Raw genomic sequence first — 20,166 nt, 5'->3', positions numbered from 1 at the left:
AGCACCCGCCGCAGAACAATCGTCTGCGCAACGGGCATATACTCCTGACAACCCCACCACACGGACAGTACATCCGGCGCGGTGGCTGTAGGTGCTCCTTAGAAAGGAGGTGATCCAGCCGCACCTTCCGGTACGGCTACCTTGTTACGACTTAGTCCCAATCGCCAGTCCCACCTTCGACAGCTCCCTCCCACAAGGGGTTAGGCCACCGGCTTCGGGTGTTACCAACTTTCGTGACTTGACGGGCGGTGTGTACAAGGCCCGGGAACGTATTCACCGCAGCGTTGCTGATCTGCGATTACTAGCGACTCCGACTTCATGGGGTCGAGTTGCAGACCCCAATCCGAACTGAGACCGGCTTTTTGGGATTAGCTCCACCTCACAGTATCGCAACCCTTTGTACCGGCCATTGTAGCATGCGTGAAGCCCAAGACATAAGGGGCATGATGATTTGACGTCGTCCCCACCTTCCTCCGAGTTGACCCCGGCAGTCTCCTATGAGTCCCCGCCATAACGCGCTGGCAACATAGAACGAGGGTTGCGCTCGTTGCGGGACTTAACCCAACATCTCACGACACGAGCTGACGACAACCATGCACCACCTGTAAACCGACCGCAAGCGGGGCACCTGTTTCCAGGTATTACCGGTTCATGTCAAGCCTTGGTAAGGTTCTTCGCGTTGCATCGAATTAATCCGCATGCTCCGCCGCTTGTGCGGGCCCCCGTCAATTCCTTTGAGTTTTAGCCTTGCGGCCGTACTCCCCAGGCGGGGCACTTAATGCGTTAGCTACGGCGCGGAAAACGTGGAATGTCCCCCACACCTAGTGCCCAACGTTTACGGCATGGACTACCAGGGTATCTAATCCTGTTCGCTCCCCATGCTTTCGCTCCTCAGCGTCAGTTAATGCCCAGAGACCTGCCTTCGCCATCGGTGTTCCTCCTGATATCTGCGCATTTCACCGCTACACCAGGAATTCCAGTCTCCCCTACATCACTCTAGTCTGCCCGTACCCACCGCAGATCCGGAGTTGAGCCCCGGACTTTCACGGCAGACGCGACAAACCGCCTACGAGCTCTTTACGCCCAATAATTCCGGATAACGCTTGCGCCCTACGTATTACCGCGGCTGCTGGCACGTAGTTAGCCGGCGCTTCTTCTGCAGGTACCGTCACTTTCGCTTCTTCCCTACTGAAAGAGGTTTACAACCCGAAGGCCGTCATCCCTCACGCGGCGTCGCTGCATCAGGCTTTCGCCCATTGTGCAATATTCCCCACTGCTGCCTCCCGTAGGAGTCTGGGCCGTGTCTCAGTCCCAGTGTGGCCGGTCACCCTCTCAGGCCGGCTACCCGTCGTCGCCTTGGTGAGCCATTACCTCACCAACAAGCTGATAGGCCGCGAGTCCATCCAAAACCACAATAAAGCTTTCCACCCCCCACCATGCGATGAGGAGTCATATCCGGTATTAGACCCAGTTTCCCAGGCTTATCCCAGAGTTAAGGGCAGGTTACTCACGTGTTACTCACCCGTTCGCCACTAATCCCCCCACAAGTGAGGTTCATCGTTCGACTTGCATGTGTTAAACACGCCGCCAGCGTTCATCCTGAGCCAGGATCAAACTCTCCGTTGAAGTAAAACAAAAACGAACACAACCAACACCCCCGGAAATAACGGAAGAAGAAAGCTGCAAAATTTGAAACCAGCTGTAAAAACCAAACCCAATCCACGGGGTGGACAGGCCTGGCCAAAACAACCAATCAATAAAACAATTGGTATCAACAAACTTGGCACACTATTGAGTTCTCAAACAACAGACACATTCGAATAATTCTCGAAACAATTCATATTGAATGAATTCTCTTGTTTCGCTTTTCTTCGCTGCGATGTTTATAGCTTATTTCATTCTTATTCACTTTGCAAATCCGGGTTATGTTCCCGATATTCACTCTGTGGAACGAATCCGCCCATCAAAAAAGTGAAGCTTTTCATCATTATCGTGCTTTGCACACAATGAATCGCTTCTTTTGTGAAGGGGGTTTGTCGCCACTCAGTGGCGGCGACTCAGAAAACAATACACGCTCCCCCGCGGCCTTGCAAATCGGCTGCGGAGGAGCGCGAATATCGTTTTGGAAGGCTAGGGAACCAGGACTTCGACAGTCGCGAGATTCTTCTTGCCGCGGCGCAGGAGCAAGTACTGGCCATGCAGCAGCTCCGACTCGGAGATGACAGCTTCCGGGTCGGACACCTTCTCGTTGTTTACGTAGGCGCCGCCTTCACCGACAGTCCGCCGGGCCGCGGATTTGCTCTCCGACAGGCCAGATGCCACAAGCAGGTCAATGATCCCGAGGCCATCCACCTGGATGCGTGCGGACGGAAGCTCCGATGTGGCTGCTTCCAGCGTTGGCCGATCCAGGGCGGTCAGGTCACCGTTGCCAAAGAGGGCAGCGGACGCCGCGATGACTTTCTCCGTTGCCTCCACACCATGCACCAGGGAGGTCACTTCGAACGCCAGCTTCCGCTGGCCTTCCCGTGCAAAGGGACGTTCTGCCACAGCCGCTGCCAACCCTTCGATCTCTGCGCGGCTCAGGAAGGTGAAGACCTTGAGCCGGTCCACGACGTCAGAGTCGGCGGTGTTCAGCCAGAACTGGTAGAAGGCGTACGGGCTGCACATGCCGGCGTCGAGCCAGATGGCGTTGCCTTCGCTCTTGCCGAACTTCGTGCCGTCCGAGTTGGTGATCAGCGGCGTGCCCAGGGCGTGCACACTCTTACCCTCAACTTTGCGGATGAGTTCGGTGCCGCTGGTGAGGTTGCCCCACTGGTCCGAGCCGCCGGTCTGCAGCATGCAGCCGTAGTCGCGGAACAGCTGGAGGTAGTCCATGCCCTGCAGGATCTGGTAGCTGAATTCCGTGTAGCTGATGCCCTCGTCCGAGCTGAGCCGGGAAGCGACAGCATCCTTGCGCAGCATGGTGCCGACCCGGTAGTGCTTGCCAATCTCGCGCAGAAAGTCGATGGCGCTCAGCGGTGCGGTCCAGTCGAGGTTGTTGACCATGCGGGCGGCGCTGGGGCCATCGAAGCTGAGGAATCGGCGAACCTGGGCCTGCAGGTAGCCCACCCATTCGTTAACGGTGTCCTTGGTGTTCAGTGTGCGTTCTGCGGTGGGCCGCGGATCGCCGATCAGTCCCGTGGATCCGCCCACCAGGCCCAGCGGCTTGTGCCCGGCCAGCTGCAGCCGGCGCATCACGAGGAGCTGGACCAGGTTGCCCAGGTGCAGGCTCGGCGCGGTGGGATCGAATCCGCAGTAATAGGTAATCGGATCACCGGCGAGGAGCTTTTCCAGTTCCTCTTCATCGGTGGAGACGTGGACCAGGCCGCGCCACTTCAGCTCCTGCCAGACATTGGCGAAGGTGGGGTCGTTCTGCTGGGATTCGAAATCGTTGAGTTCTGACACGACTTCTAAGTTAGCAGGATCGACGACGCCCGGCGCCGAAATGAACGGCGCCGGGCGTCAAGGGGTAAAGCGAACCGGCTCAGCCTTCGATGCCGGCCGGAATACCTTCCGCGGCGATCAGCCGGAGCCGCTGCGTGGGCCGGGTCATGGCGACATACAGATCGCCCACGCGGCCGTGCTCGTGGTTGAGCATGACGGAGGGCTCGAGGACCACAACGCCGTCGAACTCCAGGCCCTTGGCCTCGCGCGGGCTGATGACCACGATGTCCTGCTCGTAGCTGCCTGCCCCATTGCCGATCCGCCGGCCATATACAGCACGAAGGGCTGACGTTGCCGCGGGCAGAAGGTCGCCGTCGGCAATCACGGCCAGGAGGCCGCCGTCGAGCGCTGCCAGTTCCTCGGGGAGCACCTCCACCAAACGGCTCACCACGTGTCCGTGGTCCACCTTGTCGATGACCGGGGCCCAGCGCCCCTCGCGGACGGCCTTCGGCGCGGAAACCACCAGTCCGGCAGCGTTGGCCATACGGGCGGCGGCCTCGGCGATCTGGGACGGCGTCCGGTAGTTGACTGTCAGCTCCTCCAACTGCCAGCGGTCACCGAACATCGGCGCCAGGGCCCCCTGCCACGAGTTGGCACCGGCAACAGAACTGGTCTGCGCAATATCGCCCACGATGGTGAAGGACTTCAGCGGGCAACGGCGGACCAGCAGGCGCCATTGCATCGGCGAAAGTTCCTGCGCCTCATCCACCACGATGTGGCCGAAGGCCCACGTGCGGTCGCTGGTGGCGCGCTCGGCTGCCGTCTGGCGGTTCTCGCGCTCCTGGTTCTGGTCGGCGAGTTCCTCGGCGGTGATGAGGACGTCGACACCCATGTCCCCCATGTTCACAAGCGTCTGCTTGGCGTTGGCAAGGTCACGGGCCCGGTCGTGCTCCTGCTGTGCAAGTCCACGGCCGGCTGCCGGGTCCAGGTCGCCAAGGAGCTCGGCGGCTTCATCCAGCAGCGGGACATCAGCCTCGGTCCAGGGAGCATCCGCGGGGCGCAGCAGCAGTGACTGCTCCTTAAGGGACAGGTGCGGTGTGCAGGCCGCCAGTACTGCGGGCTTGCTCAGCAGCTCGGTAATCAGCCTCTCCGGAGTCACGGGCATCCAGCAGAGGTTCAGGACGATCCGGACGTCGCGGGCCGTGCGGACATCTTCGGCCAGATACGAACGGTCGGCGTTGTTGCCGATGCTTCCGGCTTCCACGAGATCGGTCATCTGCTCGGTCAGTTCGCGGAGCAGAATTTTGATGAACGTCAGGCGTGCCTCGTTGTGCGGCTTGCCGGTGGACCGCGCACGTTCACGCGCACGGCTCACCTGCCGCCGCGTCAGCACCAGTTTGCGGCCGTCGACGTCCAGGACACGGTCTTCGGTAGGGATCCGCTGCCGGTTCGCCACCGCATTGGCGACAACCTTCACCATGTCCAGCCGCCCCTTGATGGCCGCGACCTCGGCCTCGGGTTCAGCAACCGCCTTGATCCCCGGCATCAGGCGACCCACGCTGGCCATGACCACGCCGGTCTCACCGAGCGAGGGAAGAACACGCTCGATGTACTTCATAAACGACGACGACGGGCCCACCAGGAGCACGCCGGCAGTCTTCAACCGTTCCCGGTGCGTGTAGAGCAGGTACGCGGCCCGGTGCAGCGCCACAGCAGTCTTGCCGGTACCGGGACCACCCTGCACCACGAGGGCGCCGGACATGGAAGACCGGATAATGCGGTCCTGCTCCGACTGGATGGTGCCGACGATGTCGGACATCCGGCCGGTGCGCTTGGAATCCAGAGCCGCCAGCAATGCGCCTTCGCCCTGCAGCGAGGCATCGTCCGCGAGCATATCCGCATCAAGGACGTCGTCCTCGATGGCCTTGACTTCCCGGCCTTGCAGAATCAGGTGCCGCCGGCGGCGGACGCCCTGCCGGTCAAACGCCGTTGCCTGATAAAAGTGGCCGGCCTCGGGCGCGCGCCAGTCCACCATGAGCCGCTGGAGGTCATCGGTGGTCAGTCCGATGCGCCCAATGTACTGGGCCTCACCGGAATCCAGGTCAAGGCGGCCGAAGACCAAGCGGTCATCGACGGCGTCGAGCTGGGCGAGGCGGTCCTCGTAGAGCGCGGCGAAGGCGTCGCGTTCGGAGACATTCTGCATGGTGCCCACGGCACCGGCCCGGCGGACCTGTGCCAACTGCAGGCGCTTTTCCGCGCGGAGCTCTTCCAGCCGCGAGTACAGGCCGGCAACATAGTTCCGTTCGTGGGCCAAATCGGCGTCGAGCATTAAACGTTCCCCTATCGCAAAAGACAGACCGTCCATTCTACAACCATTTCGGTTAACGCGCCCGCCGGTCCCCTGCCCCGGAAGTCGTCCGCTGTTGATTTTCCGGCGGACGGCCACACGTGCGGGACGGATTATGCCCGGCGCACCTTAGCCGCCTTGTAGCGGGACACGGTGGGATTGCCTGGCAGCCAGAAGCGCCACGGATACTCTGCGGAACCGCCGTCGCCGGAGACGCCTACCCTCGGCCCGGAACTAAACACGGTAGCCGGCGCCGAAGGCAGCCGGAGCTCGAAGGGGTCAGCAAGGGCATCCCGGCCGCTATCTGCCGCGGTCAGGGCCAGCGTGGTGGCCAGCCGGGCCGGGCCGCTCGCCAGGTCAAGGGCCGATTTCGACGTCGGACGCCGCACCAGTGCGAGGTGTTGCCCCTCCACCACCTCGCCCGCCCGCAGCAGGACCGCTGATGCGGCTCCCGCCGGACCGCAGACGATGTTGGCGCAGTAGTGCATGCCATACGTGAAATAGACGTAGAGGTGGCCGGCCGGGCCGAACATGGGCGCGTTGCGAGCCGTGGGGCCGCGGAATGTGTGGGAGCCCGGATCAGGATGCGACGAGTCGCCGGGACCCATGTATGCCTCCACCTCGGTGATCCGCACAGCCACGGTCCCCTCGTGGCTGTGGTGTGTCAGTACGGATCCCAGCAACTGCGGAGCCACCCCGCGGGCGTCGCCCGACAGCAGTTCACGGAGCTGCTCTGGAGCCATGGGGCTGCTGCTGACGGTCATGGTCCGACTCTACCGAACGCCACGGCCGTGTCCGATTTCCGCTAGCAGACCCGGTTGCTGGCTGGCAGGATGGAGGTCATGGACTTCTGGCAGCGCTACCGCGCGATTGACGCGCGGGACACCCGGTTCGACGGGCAGTTCTACACCGCTGTCCGGACCACCGGCATCTACTGCCGTCCGTCCTGTCCCGCCCGGACCCCGAAAGCGGTGAACGTCACCTTCTACGAGACCTCTGCCGCAGCGCACGACGCCGGCTACCGTGCGTGCAAGCGCTGCCTCCCTGAGGCGGTGCCCGGCACTCCTGCGTGGAACATCCGGCAGGACCTTGCGGGCCGCGCGATGCGCCTGATCAACGACGGTGTGATCAACCGGCACGGGGTGGGGGGCCTCGCCGCCAGGCTGGGATATTCCTCCCGCCAGCTCAACCGCATCCTCACCCACGAGTTCGGCGCCGGCCCGCTTTCCCTTGCCCGGGCAAGTCGCGCCCAGACCGCCCGCACGCTGTTGGTGTCCACGGCGATGAAGCTTGCGGACATCGCATTCGCATCCGGCTTCAGCAGCGTCCGCCAGTTCAACGACACCATGGTGGAGGTCTTCGCCATGACTCCCACCGCCGTGCGCGCGACCGCCAGACACCACCGCTACCCTGCGGCCGCAACCTCGCTGACATTGAGCCTGCCGTACCGCGAACCGTTCGACCCCGGCATCTTTTCCTTCCTCGCCGTCAGGGCGATCCCCGGGATCGAGGCGGGGACACCGACGTCGTACGCCCGTACTTTGCAGCTTCCGCATGGTGGTGCCCGTTTCAGCGTGACGTACGACGGCGGCGCGCCCGGGCGGCCACTGACCCTCACCATCGGCGCGGTGGACCTCCGGGACCTGCCCGTCCTGCTGAGCAGGGTACGCCGGCTCTTCGATCTTGACGCCGACCCGGTAGCCATCGACAGTGCCCTGTCGCAGGAACCCCGCCTGGCCGCATCTGTAGCCGACGCCCCGGGCATCAGGATGCCCGGAGCTGTGGATCCGCAGGAGCTGCTCATCCGGGCGATGATCGGGCAGCAAATCACAGTGGCCGCGGCCCGGACCGCACTGACCCAGCTGGCCGCCGCAGGCAGTCCCAGCCTGGTTCCCGGCGAGGGACTCGAACGGCTGTTTCCCACCTCGGCCGAAATAGCCGAGGCCGGCTACTCGCTGCTGCGCGGGCCGCAACGCCGGATTGACGCCATCCGTTCAGCCGCGTCGGCCCTCGCTGGTGGCCACCTGGAGTTTGGCTACGGGGACGATCTGCCCGGGCTCGGCGCCAAGCTGCTTCCCCTTGCCGGCGTGGGGCCGTGGACCGTCGGCTACGTGGCAATGCGTGTGCTCGGCGCGCCGGACGTGTTCCTGGCCAACGACGCCGCCGTGCGAAATGGCATCAAGGCGCTCGCCCCAGCACACAGCCAGGACCGCCATGGTACTGGCCTGCCCGGCGTCGCGGCCAACCCGGACTTCCGCGAGGTCAGCCCGTGGCGGTCCTACGCCACCATGCACCTGTGGCGCGCCGCCGCGGCGCCCAAATCCACCCAACGTGTACCAGCGGTTCCAGAGAAAGCGATGCTATGAAAGCCCAGCTGTTAGTGATGTCCACGCCGGACGGTCCGTTCACCATCCTTGCCCAGGACGGCGTGGTCCTCGCCTCGGGCTGGACCGCCGAGCCGGGTGAGCTGACGGGCCAGATCCACCCCGAACTGCGTCCCGGCGACGTTGAAGCGGTCACGGACTTGGGCAGCATCTCCCGGGCCGTGGAAGCGTTCTATGCCGGAGACCCCGCACCGGCCATGGCCGTTCCGGTGCGGCAGAAGTCGGGGCCCTTCCGGTCGAACGCCTGGGATGTGCTGAGGACCGTCCGCGCCGGCTCACCGGTGACGTACACCGAGTACGCCGAACTTGCCGGAAATCCGAAAGCGGTCCGGGCCGCGGCCAGCGCCTGTGCCTTCAACGCGGCGGCCTTGTTTGTGCCGTGCCATCGGGTCATCCGCACCGACGGTTCCCTGGGTGGTTTCCGCTGGGGCCTGGCGATCAAGGAGAGCCTGCTGGCCCGCGAGGCCACGGAAAGCCTGCTGGCCCGGGAGGCCGGTTAGGGGGCTACCGCGCTGTGGGTGTCCCGGCTGGCCATGGCAGCAGTTTCGGGAGGTCCACGCCGTCCGCGGCGGCTGAGGCCCGCAGGCTGCCGAGCGATGGTTCACGGCCGGCCAGCCAGGCAGCGATGTCGGTGATCATGCCGCTGATGACGGTGGACTGGCCGCTGCCAAGGGTCACGGGCGGCAGCCCGAGCGGCTGCAGCACCAGCTTCTCCCCTGCCGGCACGCGGGCAGCCAGGAAGTCGAAGAGGTGCTCACAGAATTTCCGGCTCCACGTCTCGGGGCCGAGACCAGCATCCAGGTCGGCCGTGTGGATCACCAGTTCCCGCCAGAGCGCCAGGCCACCGTCGAAGACCACTCCGCCACGGTAGGTAATGGGTACCTGCCAGCCGGAGCCGGCTTCCAGCGAGTCAAAAGCCGTCAGTGCACGGTCCAGGCCAGCCTGCAGGTCAGCCCGGTGCGCATCTGCGGGGTGGCCTGCCGCCATCTCGATGGCCTTGGTGCGTCCGTCCGGGCCTCCGTCGTACAGCTCAACAGTGGCACTGCGGGCAGCATATTCCAGCTGCCGTGCCATGGCGTTGGAGATGCCGGCGAGATGCGCCAGGACGTGCCCGCGGGTCCATCCGGGGAGTCCCGCGGGTGCCTTGACATCGTCATCGGTGAATTTCGCGGCGGTGTAAGACACGGTGTTGGCGGCCTTGTGCAGTTCAGCGAGCAGGTCAGCAGGTGCGGGAGCTGTCATGGCGCCCATCCTAGCTGAGCGGGGTACCGTCCGGTCCGCAGCGGTGCCGAATGTGCCGGCGGTCGTGGCGGGCCTGCCAGAACTCAAGTTCCGTCGGCCTGACCGCGTAGAGCTGCCAGTCCGGATTGTCGCTGCCATCGGCTGCCGGGCGCGCCCGCCAGTCGTCAGCAGATGCTTCGGCGGACAGCTCAACCACCGGGCCGGCGACCCGGACCTGCCGGCCCTGCTGCGGCCAGTAGAAGTTCAGGGCCGCGCTCGGGTTGACCGAAAGTTCCCTGCCCTTCCGGGACTTACGGGACGTGGCGAAGTGCCAGCCGTCGTCGTCGATGTTCTTCAGGATCAGCATCCTGGCAGAGGGCCGGCCGTTTCCGTCCGCCGTGGCCAGGCTGCAGGCATGGGGCTGCAGCACCCCGGCGGCGAGGGCTTCGTCCAGCCATAGCTTGAACAGCGCTACCGGGTCTGCCGGGGCTTTGGCGGGCTCGAAGTCCGGCAGGTTTTTGGGGAAGTCCGGCAGGGCACGCAGGTTGCTGCGGAAGGTGTCACTCATGGCGTAATGGTAGCGGGGAGGCCTCGACCGTCAACGCACAACGCCCTCCCACTTCCTTGCGGAAAGTGAGAGAGCGTCGGCCAAAATGATGCATTAACTGAGAGAGCGTCTGACTGTCAGGCTGCGTACCCGCGCACCCCGGCAAGCTCGCCTTCGAGGGCAAGCAGTTGGCGTTCGACGGCGGCGGGTGCGGTGCCGCCCTGGGAGTTGCGGCTCTTGAGCGACCCCTCGGTGGACAGGACCGTGCGGACCTCCGGAGTCAGGTGCTCCGAGATGGCAAGGTACTCCCCATCCGTCAGGTCCCACAGCTCCACGTCGCGGCTTTCGGCCTGCTTCACGGCCGCCCCGGAGAGCTCATGTGCCTCGCGGAACGGAACGCCTTGGCGGACCAGCCACTCGGCAATGTCCGTGGCCAAAGCGAAGCCCTGCGGTGCCAGCGACTCCATCCGTTCAGTGTTGAACTTCAGCGTCGCGATCATGCCCGAGACAGCCGGGAGCAACAGCTCCAGGGTATCGGCGGCGTCGAAGACCGGTTCCTTGTCCTCCTGCAGATCGCGGTTGTACGCGAGCGGCAGGCCCTTGAGCGTGGCCAGCAGCCCGGTCAGGTTGCCGATCAGGCGCCCTGCCTTGCCGCGGGCCAGTTCGGCGACGTCGGGGTTCTTCTTCTGCGGCATGATCGAGGAACCGGTGGAGTAGGAATCGTGCAGGGTCACAAAGGAGAACTCCTTGGTGGCCCACAGGATGACTTCCTCCGAGACTCGGGACAGGTCCACGCCGATCATGGCCGTAACCCACGCAAACTCGGCGAAGACATCGCGCGATGCGGTGCCGTCAATGGAGTTGTGCGTGGCGGAGAAGAAGCCCAGGTCCGCCGCGACGGCCTCCGGATCGAGGCCCAGCGACGAGCCTGCGAGGGCACCGGAACCGTAAGGCGAAACCCCTGCGCGCTTGTCCCAGTCCTGGAGCCGCTGCACATCGCGCAGCAGCGCCCAGGCATGGGCCAGCAGATGGTGGCTGAGCAGGATGGGCTGGGCATGCTGCAGGTGCGTCCGGCCGGGCATGGCCACACCCTGGTGCGCCTTGGCCTGGTCCACCAGAGCCTCGATGGTTGCCAGCACGCCGCGCGCGATGATCCGGGCGTGGTCACGCAGGAACATGCGGCCCAGCGTGGCCACCTGGTCGTTGCGGGACCGGCCGGCGCGGAGTTTGCCGCCCAACTGGGTGCCGGCGCGCTCGATCAGGCCGCGTTCCAGCGACCCGTGCACGTCCTCATCGGATTCCGCCGGCAAGTACGCGCCGGAGGCGACATCATCATCCAGCCGGCCCAGGGCGTCCAGCATGCCGTCGAGCTCGGCGTCGTCCAGCAGCCCGGCCTTGTGCAGCACGCGGGCGTGCGCCTTCGAGCCGGCGATGTCGTAGCGGGCCAGCCGCCAGTCAAAGTGCGTGGACTTGCTCAGCGCCGCGAGTGCATCCGCGGGGCCGCCGGCGAACCGGCCGCCCCACAATGCGCCGGTGTTGGTGGCTTCCGATTTCGGGGTTTCGACAGGCTCAACCACCGATTTTTACTTTCCTGCGACGCGGATATCGCGGCCGGAGGCAACCTTGGCGGACATGCCCCACAGCTCGATGAAGCCGCGCGCCATGGACTGGTCGAACGTGTCGCCGGTGTCGTAGGTGGCGAGGTCGAAGTCGTAGAGCGAGGTCTCGGAACGGCGTCCGTTGACGATCGCCTGGCCGCCGTGCAGCACCATGCGGATGTCACCGGTGACGTACTGCTGGGTGTCCTCGATGAAGGCGTCCAGGGAGCGCTTGAGCGGTGAGAACCACTGGCCGTCATAGACCAGTTCGGCCCAGCGCTGGCCAACAGTGGCCTTGAAGCGGGCCTGCTCGCGTTCGATGGTGATGTCCTCGAGGTGCTTGTGCGCGGTGATCAGCGCCATGGCACCCGGGGCTTCGTAGATTTCGCGGGACTTGATGCCCACGAGGCGGTCTTCGACGACGTCGATCCGGCCCACGCCCTGCGCGCCGGCACGGCGGTTCAGTTCCTTGATGGCCTGCAGCGGGGAGACCCGGACACCGTCGATCGCTACCGGCACACCGGCTTCGAAGGAAATGGTGACCTCGTCCGGGGCCGGCGGGAACTCCGGCGTCGCGGTGTAGTCGTAGATGTCCTTGGTGGGCGCGTTCCAGATGTCCTCGAGGTAACCGGTTTCGACGGCGCGTCCCCAGACGTTCTGGTCGATCGAGTACGGGTTCTTCTTGGTGGTCTCGATCGGCAATCCCTTTTCCTCGGCGAAGGCGATGGCCTTGTCGCGGGTGAGGGCGAGGTCGCGGACCGGAGCGATGCATTTCAGGTCCGGACCGAGGGTCTGGATGCCCACTTCGAAGCGGACCTGATCGTTGCCCTTGCCGGTGCAGCCGTGGGCCACGGTGGTGGCGCCGAACTCGCGGGCGGCCTTGACCAGGTGCTTGACGATGACCGGCCGGGAGATGGCCGAAACCAGCGGGTAGTGACCCTGGTAGAGGGCGTTGGCCTTCAGCGTGGGCATGCAGTATTCGTTGGCGAACTCGTCGGACGCGTCGGCCACGTAAGCCTCGACCGCGCCGCAGCCCAGTGCACGCTGGCGGATGGTCTCCAGCGACTCGCCGCCCTGTCCGACGTCGACCGCCACGGCGATGACCTCGGCACCGGTGGCTTCACCGATCCAGCCGATGGCTACGGAAGTATCGAGGCCACCGGAGTAGGCCAGAACAATGCGCTCAGTCACGAGAATGCTCCTAATTGGGGTTGTAGATATTATCAGGGGAAATTTTTCAGGGAAAAACGTTCTGGGGACAGCCTGTCACACCGGGAAGGTGTTCTGGCGGGGTGGGATTACTGGCTGCCGCCAGCTTCCTCGGCGAGCTGCAGGAACCGGACCGCGAGGTCCTGCCCGCCCTGCGGATCACGGGAAACCAGCAGCACGGTGTCGTCACCGGCAATGGTCCCCAAAATGGATGGCATCACCGAGTGGTCAATGGCCAGTGCCAGGAAGTTGGCCGCACCGGGCGGGGTCCGGAGCACGGCGATGTTGGCCGAGGCTTCCGCCGTGACGAGAAGTTCGCTGCACAGCCGGGCAAGCCGGGCATCCAAGATCTCCTGGCTGACCCCGCTCTTGGCCGCACGTTCGCCGCCCTCGCCGGGGACGGCGTAAACCAGCACGCCTTCCTTGCCGCGGACCCGGACGGCGCCGAGTTCCACGAGGTCCCGGGACAGCGTGGCCTGGGTGACCTGGACGCCGTCGTCCGCCAGCAAAGCGGCCAGCTCCGCCTGGGAGCGCACCGATTCACCCGTCAGGATCGCGGTGATGCGCGCCTGGCGGGCCGTTTTGGTGGCCGGGCTGGAGCCCGGCGATGCCGGCGGGACGGACACTAGTTGCCAACCTCCACGGGGGCCAAGCCTTCGACGACGGCGAGCCCCGACCGGTGCATCAGCCAGGCCATCAGGGCCTTCTGCGCGTGCAGCCGGTTCTCGGCTTCGTCCCAGACGATCGACTGCGGGCCGTCGATGACGCCCGCCGAAATCTCGTAGCCGCGGTAGGCGGGCAGGCAGTGAAGCACGACGGCGTCCTCCGCCGCGTGTGCCATGGCCGCCTCATCCACGGAGTACTCCCGGAACAGCTGCAGCCGGGCTTCCTTTTCGGCTTCCTGGCCCATGGAGACCCAGGTGTCCGTGGCCACAACGTCCGCATCCTTGAGGGCAAGGACGGCGTCGGTGGTGACCAGGACGGAACCGCCGGTCTGGGCAGCGCGCTCCTCCGCCGCGGCAACGATCTCCGCTGCCGGGAGGTAGCCTTCCGGGCCGGCGATGCGGACGTGCATCCCGGCGGTGACTCCGGCCAGCAGGTAGGAGTTGGCCATATTGTTGGCGGCATCGCCGAGGTAGCTCATGGTGAGGCCCTTGAGCTCGCCCTTGTGTTCCTTGACTGCGAGCAGATCCGCCAGGAGCTGGCACGGGTGGTAGTCGTCGCACAAGGCGTTGATGACGGGCACGTTGGAGTTCTCCGCCATGGCCACCAGGCCCGAGTGCGCGCCGGTGCGCCACACAATGGTGGAGACCATACGCTCCAGGACCTTGGCGGTGTCCTCGACAGACTCCTTGTGGCCGATCTGGGCCTCGCCGGGGTTGATGATCAGGGCGTTGCCGCCCATGTCAGCGATGCCCGTGGCAAAAGAAACCCGGGTACGGGTTGAGGTCTTGTCGAAGATGACGGCCACGGTCTTGCGGCCGTTGCCCTCCGCGGCGAACGGCTGCACGCTGTAGGGCGCGGCCTTCATCCGGACGGCCAGGTCCAGGACCTCGGCCTGGTCGGCGGGGCTGAGGTCCGTGTCCTTCAGGAAGTGGCGGGTGGTGCTGGCCGTGCCGGCGGAAGAAACTACGGGGGTCACTGCGCGTCCTTAGCTGTCTGGAGGATTGCCGGGAGGGCGGCGAGGAAGGTTCCTGCCTGGTCCTTGGTGAGGACCAGCGGCGGGGCAAGCCGGATGGTGCGGGGCCCGGGGCTGTTGACGATGAAGCCGGCGTCAAGGCCTGCGGTCACCACGGCGGGGGCCACCTCGGCGTCCAGGTCGAAGCCTATGAGCAGACCAACGCCCCGGACTTCGGTGACACCGTCAATGGCGGCGAGTCCGGTGCGGAGGTAGTCCCCCACGGCAGCAACATTTTCCAGTACCCGCTGGCTTTCGATCGCGTGCAGCGTGGCCAGCGCGGCCGCTGTGGCCACCGGGTTGCCGCCGAAGGTGGTCCCGTGCTGGCCAGCAGTCAGCAGCGACGACGTCTGCTCACCGAACGTGAGCAGTGCGCCGATGGGGAAGCCGCCGCCGAGGCCCTTTGCCAGGGTGATGGCGTCCGGAACAATCCCGGCGTCCTCCGTCGCGAGCCATTTGCCGGTCCGGCCGATTCCGGTCTGGACCTCGTCCAGGATCAGCAGGGCGCCGGCCTTTGTGGTCGCTTCGCGGGCTGCCTTCAGGTAGCCCGGAGGCAGTGGCCGCACTCCGGCTTCGCCCTGGATGGGCTCCAGGAAGACCGCGGCCACGGTTTCGTCGACGGCTGCTTCCAGGGCGTCAATGTCACCGAACGGGATGTGGACCACGCCGCCGGGCAACGGCTCAAACGGTGCCCGGTATGCTTCCTTGGCGGTCAAGGCCAGGGCACCCATGGTGCGTCCATGGAAGGCGCCTTCGAGGGCGATGATCTTGGTGCGGGGCGCGCCGTGGGGACCCGTGCCATTGCGCCGTGCCAGCTTAAAGGCGGCTTCGTTGGCTTCGGTGCCGGAGTTTGTGAAGAACACCTTGGAGCCCACCGGGGCATGCGTCAGTGCCAGCAGCTTTTCGGCCAGTGCGATCTGGGTGGGGCTGGTGAAGAAGTTGGAGACATGGCCAAGGGTGGCCAGCTGGCTCGAAATCACGGACGTGACAAACGGGTGCGCGTGGCCCAGGGCATTGACGGCAATACCACCGAGCAGGTCCAGGTATTCCTTGCCGTCGGCGTCCCAGACCAGGCAGCCGGCACCCCGGACCAGGACACGCTGCGGAGTGCCGAAAACACCCATCAGGGACGTGGAATAGCGTGTGAGCCACTCAGCGCCAGTGCTGTGGGAAACGAGGGTGGTCGCCGTGGCCTCCGCAGCGATGGGGCCTTCAGCGGAATGGTTCAGTTCAGTGCTTGTCACTATGCGTTCACTTCCTCATCGGGGACGACCTGCGTGCCGATGCCAGCCGTCGTGAATGTTTCCAGGAGCATCGAGTGCGGCAGGCGGCCGTCCACGATGTGCGCGCGTTCCACTCCGCCGTCAATCGCCTTGAGGCATGCCTCCATCTTCGGGATCATGCCTGATTCAAGTGACGGCAGGAGCTGGCGCAGCTCCGATGCCGTGAGGGAGGAGATGAGGGATGACCGGTCCGGCCAGTTGGCGTACAGTCCCTCGACGTCGGTGAGGATCACCAGTTTGGACGCCCCCAGGGCTTCGGCCAGGGCTGCCGCGGCGGTGTCGGCGTTGACGTTCAGGACCTGGCCCGTGGTCTGGACCTCTCCGGCCGCCGTTTCGACGCCGTCGGACTCTATTTCCGGCGCCACCGTGGAGATGACCGGGATGCGGCCGGCGGCCAGGATGTCCAGGATGCCCTCCGGGTTGACGCCGACGACTTCGCCTACCAGGCCCAGGTCAACTTCCTCGCCGTCAATGACAGTCCCGGTCCGGACGGCGCGGAGCAGGCCACCGTCTTCGCCGGACATTCCCACGGCGTAGGGGCCGTGGGAGTTGATCAGGCCTACCAGTTCGCGGCCTACCTGGCCCGTGAGGACCATCCGGACCACGTCCATGGCTTCGGGAGTGGTGACACGGAGGCCGCCTTTGAACTCGGACTCGATACCCAGCCGCGCCAGCATGGAATTGATCTGCGGACCGCCTCCGTGGACCACCACGGGGTGTATGCCCACATGGTGCAGGAACACCACGTCTTCGGCGAAAGCACGGCGCAGTTCGTCATTAACCATGGCGTTGCCGCCGTATTTGATCACCATGGTGGAGCCGGCGAACCGCTGGATCCAAGGCAGCGCCTCAATCAGCGTGCCGGCCTTGCTCTGGGCATCACTCATGGACGTGGTTTCTCGGGTCTGGGTGTTCATGCGTGCAGTATCTCCAGGGTTGCTGGTGGGACAGGCGTGAGGATCAGCTGGAGTAGGCGCTGTTCTCGTGGACGTAGTCGTGGGTAAGGTCATTAGTCCAGATGGTAGCTTCGGCGGCACCGGACTGCAGGTCGATTTCCACGAGAACTTCGCGGGGTTCCAGGTCCACCAGGTGGCGGTCGTCGCCGATGCTTCCGTTGCGGCAGATCTGGATGCCGTTGATGGCGACATTGAGCTGATCCGGTTCGAACACGGCATCCGTGGTGCCCACGGCGGACAGCACGCGGCCCCAGTTTGGGTCCTTGCCAAAGATGGCTGCTTTGAACAGGTTGGACCGGGCCACCGAGCGGCTGACGGTTTCGGCGTCCCGCTCGCTGGCCGCGTTGAACGTGCGGATGGCGATGTCATGGCTTGCGCCTTCGGCATCCCCGATCAGCTTGCGCGCCAGTTCGGCGCACACCTGGGTCAGCCCGGCTCCAAAGGCTTCGGCGGACGGGACGGCACCGGAGGCGCCGGAAGCCAGCAGTACCACAGTGTCGTTGGTGGACATGCAGCCGTCCGAATCAGCCCGGTCGAAGGTGACGCGCGTGGCATCGCGGAGGACGACGTCGAGCATTTCCGCTTCGACATCGGCGTCAGTGGTGAGGACCACCAGCATGGTGGCCAGGCCTGGTGCCAGCATGCCGGCGCCCTTGGCGATGCCGCCGATGGTGAACTCCTGGCCGTCGGCGTCCGTGCCGATGAAGAGCGCGGACTTGGGCACCGAGTCTGTGGTCATGATGGCGGTGGCCGCAGCCGGACCGCCGTCCGTGCTCAACGCGGCCGAGGCAGCTTCGACGCCCGGGAGGATCTTGTCCATGGGCAGCTGTTCGCCGATTAGACCTGTGGAACAGACAAAAACGTCCGTCGCCGAGATGCCCAGGACAGCGGCCACTTTTTCGGCCGTGCTGTGGGTGTTTTGGAACCCCTGGGGGCCGGTACAGGCGTTGGCACCGCCTGAGTTGAGGACCACTGCATCCACACGGCCGTCCGAGACCACCTGGCGGGACCAGTGGACGGGAGCCGCGGCCACCCGGTTGCTGGTAAAAACGGCGGCGGCGGCCTTGGTCGGGCCATCGTTGACCACCAGGGCGAAGTCCGGCTTGCCGGAGGTCTTCAGGCCGGCGGTGACGCCTGCGGCACGGAATCCCAGGGGGGCGGTAACGGTCACGGTGCAACTCCCTGCAGGTTGAGGCCGGCGGTTTCCGCCAGGCCAAGCGCGATATTCATGGACTGCACGGCGCCGCCGGCAGTGCCCTTGGTGAGGTTATCAATGACGCACGTCACAATCACGCGGCCGGTGTGTTCGTCCAATGCCAGTTGCATGGCGGCGTGGTTGGAGCCCTGGACCGATTTGGTGGCGGGCCATTGCCCGTCAGGCAGGAGGTGGACAAACGGTTCGTCGTCGTAGGCATCCGCCCACGCCTGGCGGAGGTCCGCCGCAGTGGTGCCGGGCTTGACCTTCGCGGTGGCGGTGGTGAGGATGCCGCGGCTCATAGGCGCGAGCGTCGGAGTGAAGGACACCGTGACTCTCTCACCGGCAGCGTTAGAGAGCCCCTGCTCAATCTCGGGCGTGTGGCGGTGGCCGCCGCCCACGCCGTAGGGGCTCATGGAGCCCATCACCTCAGAGCCGATGAGGTTCACCTTCGCGGCCTTGCCCGCACCCGAGGTGCCGGAGGCGGAAACGATCACGACGTCGTCGGGCTGGAGCAGCTTGGCGGCGAACCCGGGCGTCAGTGCCAGGAGGGCCGAGGTCGGGTAGCAGCCCGGGACGGCGATCCGGGTGGCGCCCTTGAGGGCCTCGCGCTGGCCGGGGAGCTCCGGCAGGCCGTAGGGCCACGTCCCGGCGTGGGCCGAGCCGTAGAACTTTTCCCACGCGGCCGGATCGTCGAGGCGGTGATCTGCGCCGGCGTCGATCACTACGGTGCCTTCCGGAAGCTGGGCCGCGATCTCGGCGGAAGCGCCATGCGGGAGCGCCAGGAACACCACATCGTGGCCGGAAAGATTCTCCACCGTGGTGTCTTCCAGGATGCGGCTGGCCAGTCCGTGCAGATGCGGCTGCAGTTCACCGAGACGGGAGCCTGCATTGCTGTGCGCGGTGATGGCACCGATGGTCACGTCCGGATGCCCCGCCAGGAGGCGCAGGACTTCTCCCCCGGCATAGCCGCTGGCTCCGGAGACGGCAACAGAAATAGTCATGCCCTGAATCTTACAGCAAAAATATTCAGTGTGCCCGATATTTATGCATAGGATGTTCCGTCGAGTCCGAGTCCCGCTGGACAGGCAGGCGTAGGCTGGGATGAGGGTGATCCTGACCGTGCAGTCCGAATGTCGGCTGCAGCGTTGCCCCAAACAGTTACGAGGCCCGGCTCCATGACCACCACCTTCCCCATGTCAGAGCGCCCTAAATCGCGTGTCCGGCAGCCCAACGCCGTTGTCCTGAGCTATTCGGAGCTGTTGAAAAGCGTTAAGGCCGAAGGCTTGCTGGAACGGCGCGTCGGTTTCTACGTCACGCTCTTTGCCAGCTTGGTCCTCCTGATGGCGGCTACTTGGTTGGGCTTCGCCCTGATCGGCGACAGCTGGTTCCAGCTCCTCATTGCCGCGGCAGTCGGAGTCCTCTGCACTCAGCTGAGTTTCCTGGCCCACGAGGCCGGGCACCGCCAGATCTTCGCGTCGCGCCGGGCCAACGACTGGACCGCCCGGATCCTGGCCACCTCGGTGGCAGGGATGAGCTACTCCTGGTGGGAGCAGAAGCACGGCGCCCACCACAACCACCCCAACGTCATTTCCAAGGATCCGGACATTGCCACCGGGGCCATCGCCTTCCACACCGAAGGTGCCGCCACGCGGCAGGGCCGGTTTGCATTCCTGACCCGCAAGCAGGGTTGGTTCTTCTTCCCGTTGCTGTTCCTTGTTGGCCTGGGTCTGCAGATCGATTCCGTGAAGTTCGTGTTCCGCCGGGCCAAGGTGACACACCGATGGGTAGAGCTTCCCATTTTGCTGGTCCGGCTCAGTCTCCTGCCCGTGCTCGCTTTTACGTTCCTGCCGCTCGGAATGGCGTTCGCCTTCATTGGCGTGCAGCTCGCCGTCTTCGGTTTCTACATGGGTGCTTCCTTCGCGCCGAACCACAAGGGCATGCCGGTCCTGCCCGCGGACAGCCGCGTGGATTTCTTCAGCCGCCAGGTCCTGACGTCACGGAACATCTCCGGTGGCCGGTTTATGGACATCCTGCTCGGCGGCCTGAACCGCCAGGCTGAGCACCACCTCTTCCCGGACATGGCACGCCCCCAACTGGACAAGGCAGCCAAGATCGTCCGCGAGTACTGCAAGAAGCACCAGGTTCCCTACACGGAAACCACGCTGCTGCAGTCCTACGGCATCATCGTCCGCTACCTGAACGATGTAGGCCTTGCTGCAGGACGCCACTTCGAGTGCCCCATGGCAACGGTGACCCGGCGGTTCTAGCATGCACACCCCGAGTCACGCGGCTCCCCCGCATGGCCCTTCCCTCCTTATGTCC

General features: G+C 65.1%; 16 protein-coding genes and 1 rRNA gene. 3 read left to right on the top strand and 14 right to left on the bottom strand.

The features are described 5' to 3' along the window. Positions 1 to 102 precede the first annotated feature (102 nt). The 4 genes from ACQCSV_RS08265 to ACQCSV_RS08250 all read right to left on the bottom strand — a co-directional run bounded on the left by ACQCSV_RS08265 (position 103) and on the right by ACQCSV_RS08250 (position 6,534). Positions 103 to 1,626: ribosomal RNA gene (locus ACQCSV_RS08265) — 16S ribosomal RNA — on the bottom strand. Positions 1,627 to 2,130: 504 nt separating this feature from the next. Next, positions 2,131 to 3,444 (bottom strand): tyrosine--tRNA ligase, encoded by a 1,314-nt coding sequence (gene tyrS / locus ACQCSV_RS08260; RefSeq protein WP_354156098.1) that lies wholly within the window; start codon positions 3,442 to 3,444, stop codon positions 2,131 to 2,133. 79 nt (positions 3,445 to 3,523) lie between these two features. Further along, on the bottom strand, positions 3,524 to 5,752 hold the full coding sequence (locus ACQCSV_RS08255; RefSeq protein WP_354159077.1) for an AAA family ATPase: 2,229 nt from the start codon (positions 5,750 to 5,752) through the stop codon (positions 3,524 to 3,526). 131 nt (positions 5,753 to 5,883) lie between these two features. Continuing rightward, the gene (locus tag ACQCSV_RS08250) at positions 5,884 to 6,534 is read right to left on the bottom strand and encodes a DNA-3-methyladenine glycosylase (RefSeq protein ID WP_354156100.1); all 651 of its coding nucleotides are present in this window, start codon (positions 6,532 to 6,534) and stop codon (positions 5,884 to 5,886) included. A 78-nt stretch (positions 6,535 to 6,612) separates the two neighbouring features. On the opposite strand from ACQCSV_RS08250, the gene ACQCSV_RS08245 reads away from it, so the two are divergent. Both ACQCSV_RS08245 and ACQCSV_RS08240 read left to right on the top strand, forming a co-directional pair. Then, positions 6,613 to 8,136, top strand: coding sequence for a DNA-3-methyladenine glycosylase 2 family protein (locus ACQCSV_RS08245; protein WP_426939461.1), 1,524 nt, complete (start codon positions 6,613 to 6,615; stop codon positions 8,134 to 8,136). After that, positions 8,133 to 8,654, top strand: a complete 522-nt coding sequence (locus ACQCSV_RS08240) for a methylated-DNA--[protein]-cysteine S-methyltransferase (RefSeq protein ID WP_354159080.1) — start codon at positions 8,133 to 8,135, stop codon at positions 8,652 to 8,654. Before ACQCSV_RS08245 ends, ACQCSV_RS08240 begins: the two co-directional genes overlap by 4 nt. A gap of 4 nt (positions 8,655 to 8,658) precedes the next feature. On the opposite strand, the gene ACQCSV_RS08235 is transcribed toward ACQCSV_RS08240, so the two are convergent. The 10 genes from ACQCSV_RS08235 to argC form a co-directional block, all read right to left on the bottom strand. After that, complete coding sequence (locus ACQCSV_RS08235; RefSeq protein WP_354159082.1) at positions 8,659 to 9,396, bottom strand: maleylpyruvate isomerase family mycothiol-dependent enzyme; 738 nt, start codon at positions 9,394 to 9,396, stop codon at positions 8,659 to 8,661. A gap of 10 nt (positions 9,397 to 9,406) precedes the next feature. Then, complete coding sequence (locus ACQCSV_RS08230; RefSeq protein ID WP_354159084.1) at positions 9,407 to 9,943, bottom strand: pyridoxamine 5'-phosphate oxidase family protein; 537 nt, start codon at positions 9,941 to 9,943, stop codon at positions 9,407 to 9,409. A 116-nt stretch (positions 9,944 to 10,059) separates the two neighbouring features. Continuing rightward, the gene (gene argH, locus ACQCSV_RS08225; protein ID WP_354159086.1) at positions 10,060 to 11,499 is read right to left on the bottom strand and encodes an argininosuccinate lyase; all 1,440 of its coding nucleotides are present in this window, start codon (positions 11,497 to 11,499) and stop codon (positions 10,060 to 10,062) included. 6 nt (positions 11,500 to 11,505) lie between these two features. Continuing rightward, positions 11,506 to 12,711 carry an argininosuccinate synthase gene (locus tag ACQCSV_RS08220; protein WP_354159088.1) on the bottom strand — a complete coding sequence of 402 codons (1,206 nt, stop codon included), beginning with the start codon at positions 12,709 to 12,711 and terminating at the stop codon, positions 11,506 to 11,508. A 107-nt stretch (positions 12,712 to 12,818) separates the two neighbouring features. Next, a complete protein-coding gene (locus tag ACQCSV_RS08215) occupies positions 12,819 to 13,355 on the bottom strand; it encodes an arginine repressor (protein ID WP_111906510.1) in 537 nt (178 codons plus the stop codon). Next, positions 13,355 to 14,371: an ornithine carbamoyltransferase gene (argF, locus tag ACQCSV_RS08210; RefSeq protein ID WP_354159091.1), complete on the bottom strand. Its 1,017-nt coding sequence runs from the start codon at positions 14,369 to 14,371 to the stop codon at positions 13,355 to 13,357. Before argF ends, ACQCSV_RS08215 begins: the two co-directional genes overlap by 1 nt. Beyond that, positions 14,368 to 15,612 carry an acetylornithine transaminase gene (locus ACQCSV_RS08205; RefSeq protein ID WP_354159265.1) on the bottom strand — a complete coding sequence of 415 codons (1,245 nt, stop codon included), beginning with the start codon at positions 15,610 to 15,612 and terminating at the stop codon, positions 14,368 to 14,370. The genes argF and ACQCSV_RS08205 overlap by 4 nt, the downstream gene beginning before the upstream one ends. A gap of 38 nt (positions 15,613 to 15,650) precedes the next feature. Further along, on the bottom strand, positions 15,651 to 16,607 hold the full coding sequence (gene argB / locus ACQCSV_RS08200; RefSeq protein WP_282331118.1) for an acetylglutamate kinase: 957 nt from the start codon (positions 16,605 to 16,607) through the stop codon (positions 15,651 to 15,653). 43 nt (positions 16,608 to 16,650) lie between these two features. Further along, positions 16,651 to 17,817, bottom strand: a complete 1,167-nt coding sequence (gene argJ / locus ACQCSV_RS08195) for a bifunctional glutamate N-acetyltransferase/amino-acid acetyltransferase ArgJ (protein ID WP_354159093.1) — start codon at positions 17,815 to 17,817, stop codon at positions 16,651 to 16,653. Next, positions 17,814 to 18,845 carry an N-acetyl-gamma-glutamyl-phosphate reductase gene (gene argC, locus ACQCSV_RS08190; RefSeq protein ID WP_354159095.1) on the bottom strand — a complete coding sequence of 344 codons (1,032 nt, stop codon included), beginning with the start codon at positions 18,843 to 18,845 and terminating at the stop codon, positions 17,814 to 17,816. The genes argJ and argC overlap by 4 nt, the downstream gene beginning before the upstream one ends. A 174-nt stretch (positions 18,846 to 19,019) precedes the next feature. On the opposite strand from argC, the gene ACQCSV_RS08185 reads away from it, so the two are divergent. After that, positions 19,020 to 20,111: an acyl-CoA desaturase gene (locus tag ACQCSV_RS08185; protein WP_354159097.1), complete on the top strand. Its 1,092-nt coding sequence runs from the start codon at positions 19,020 to 19,022 to the stop codon at positions 20,109 to 20,111. Positions 20,112 to 20,166: the final 55 nt, after the last annotated feature.

Origin of the sequence: Pseudarthrobacter sp. S3 (assembly GCF_050156905.1) — a bacterium.
GTDB lineage: Bacteria > Actinomycetota > Actinomycetes > Actinomycetales > Micrococcaceae > Arthrobacter.
The sequence above is the reverse complement of the archived record's forward strand: the minus strand, read 5'-3'. Positions and strand labels throughout refer to the sequence as shown.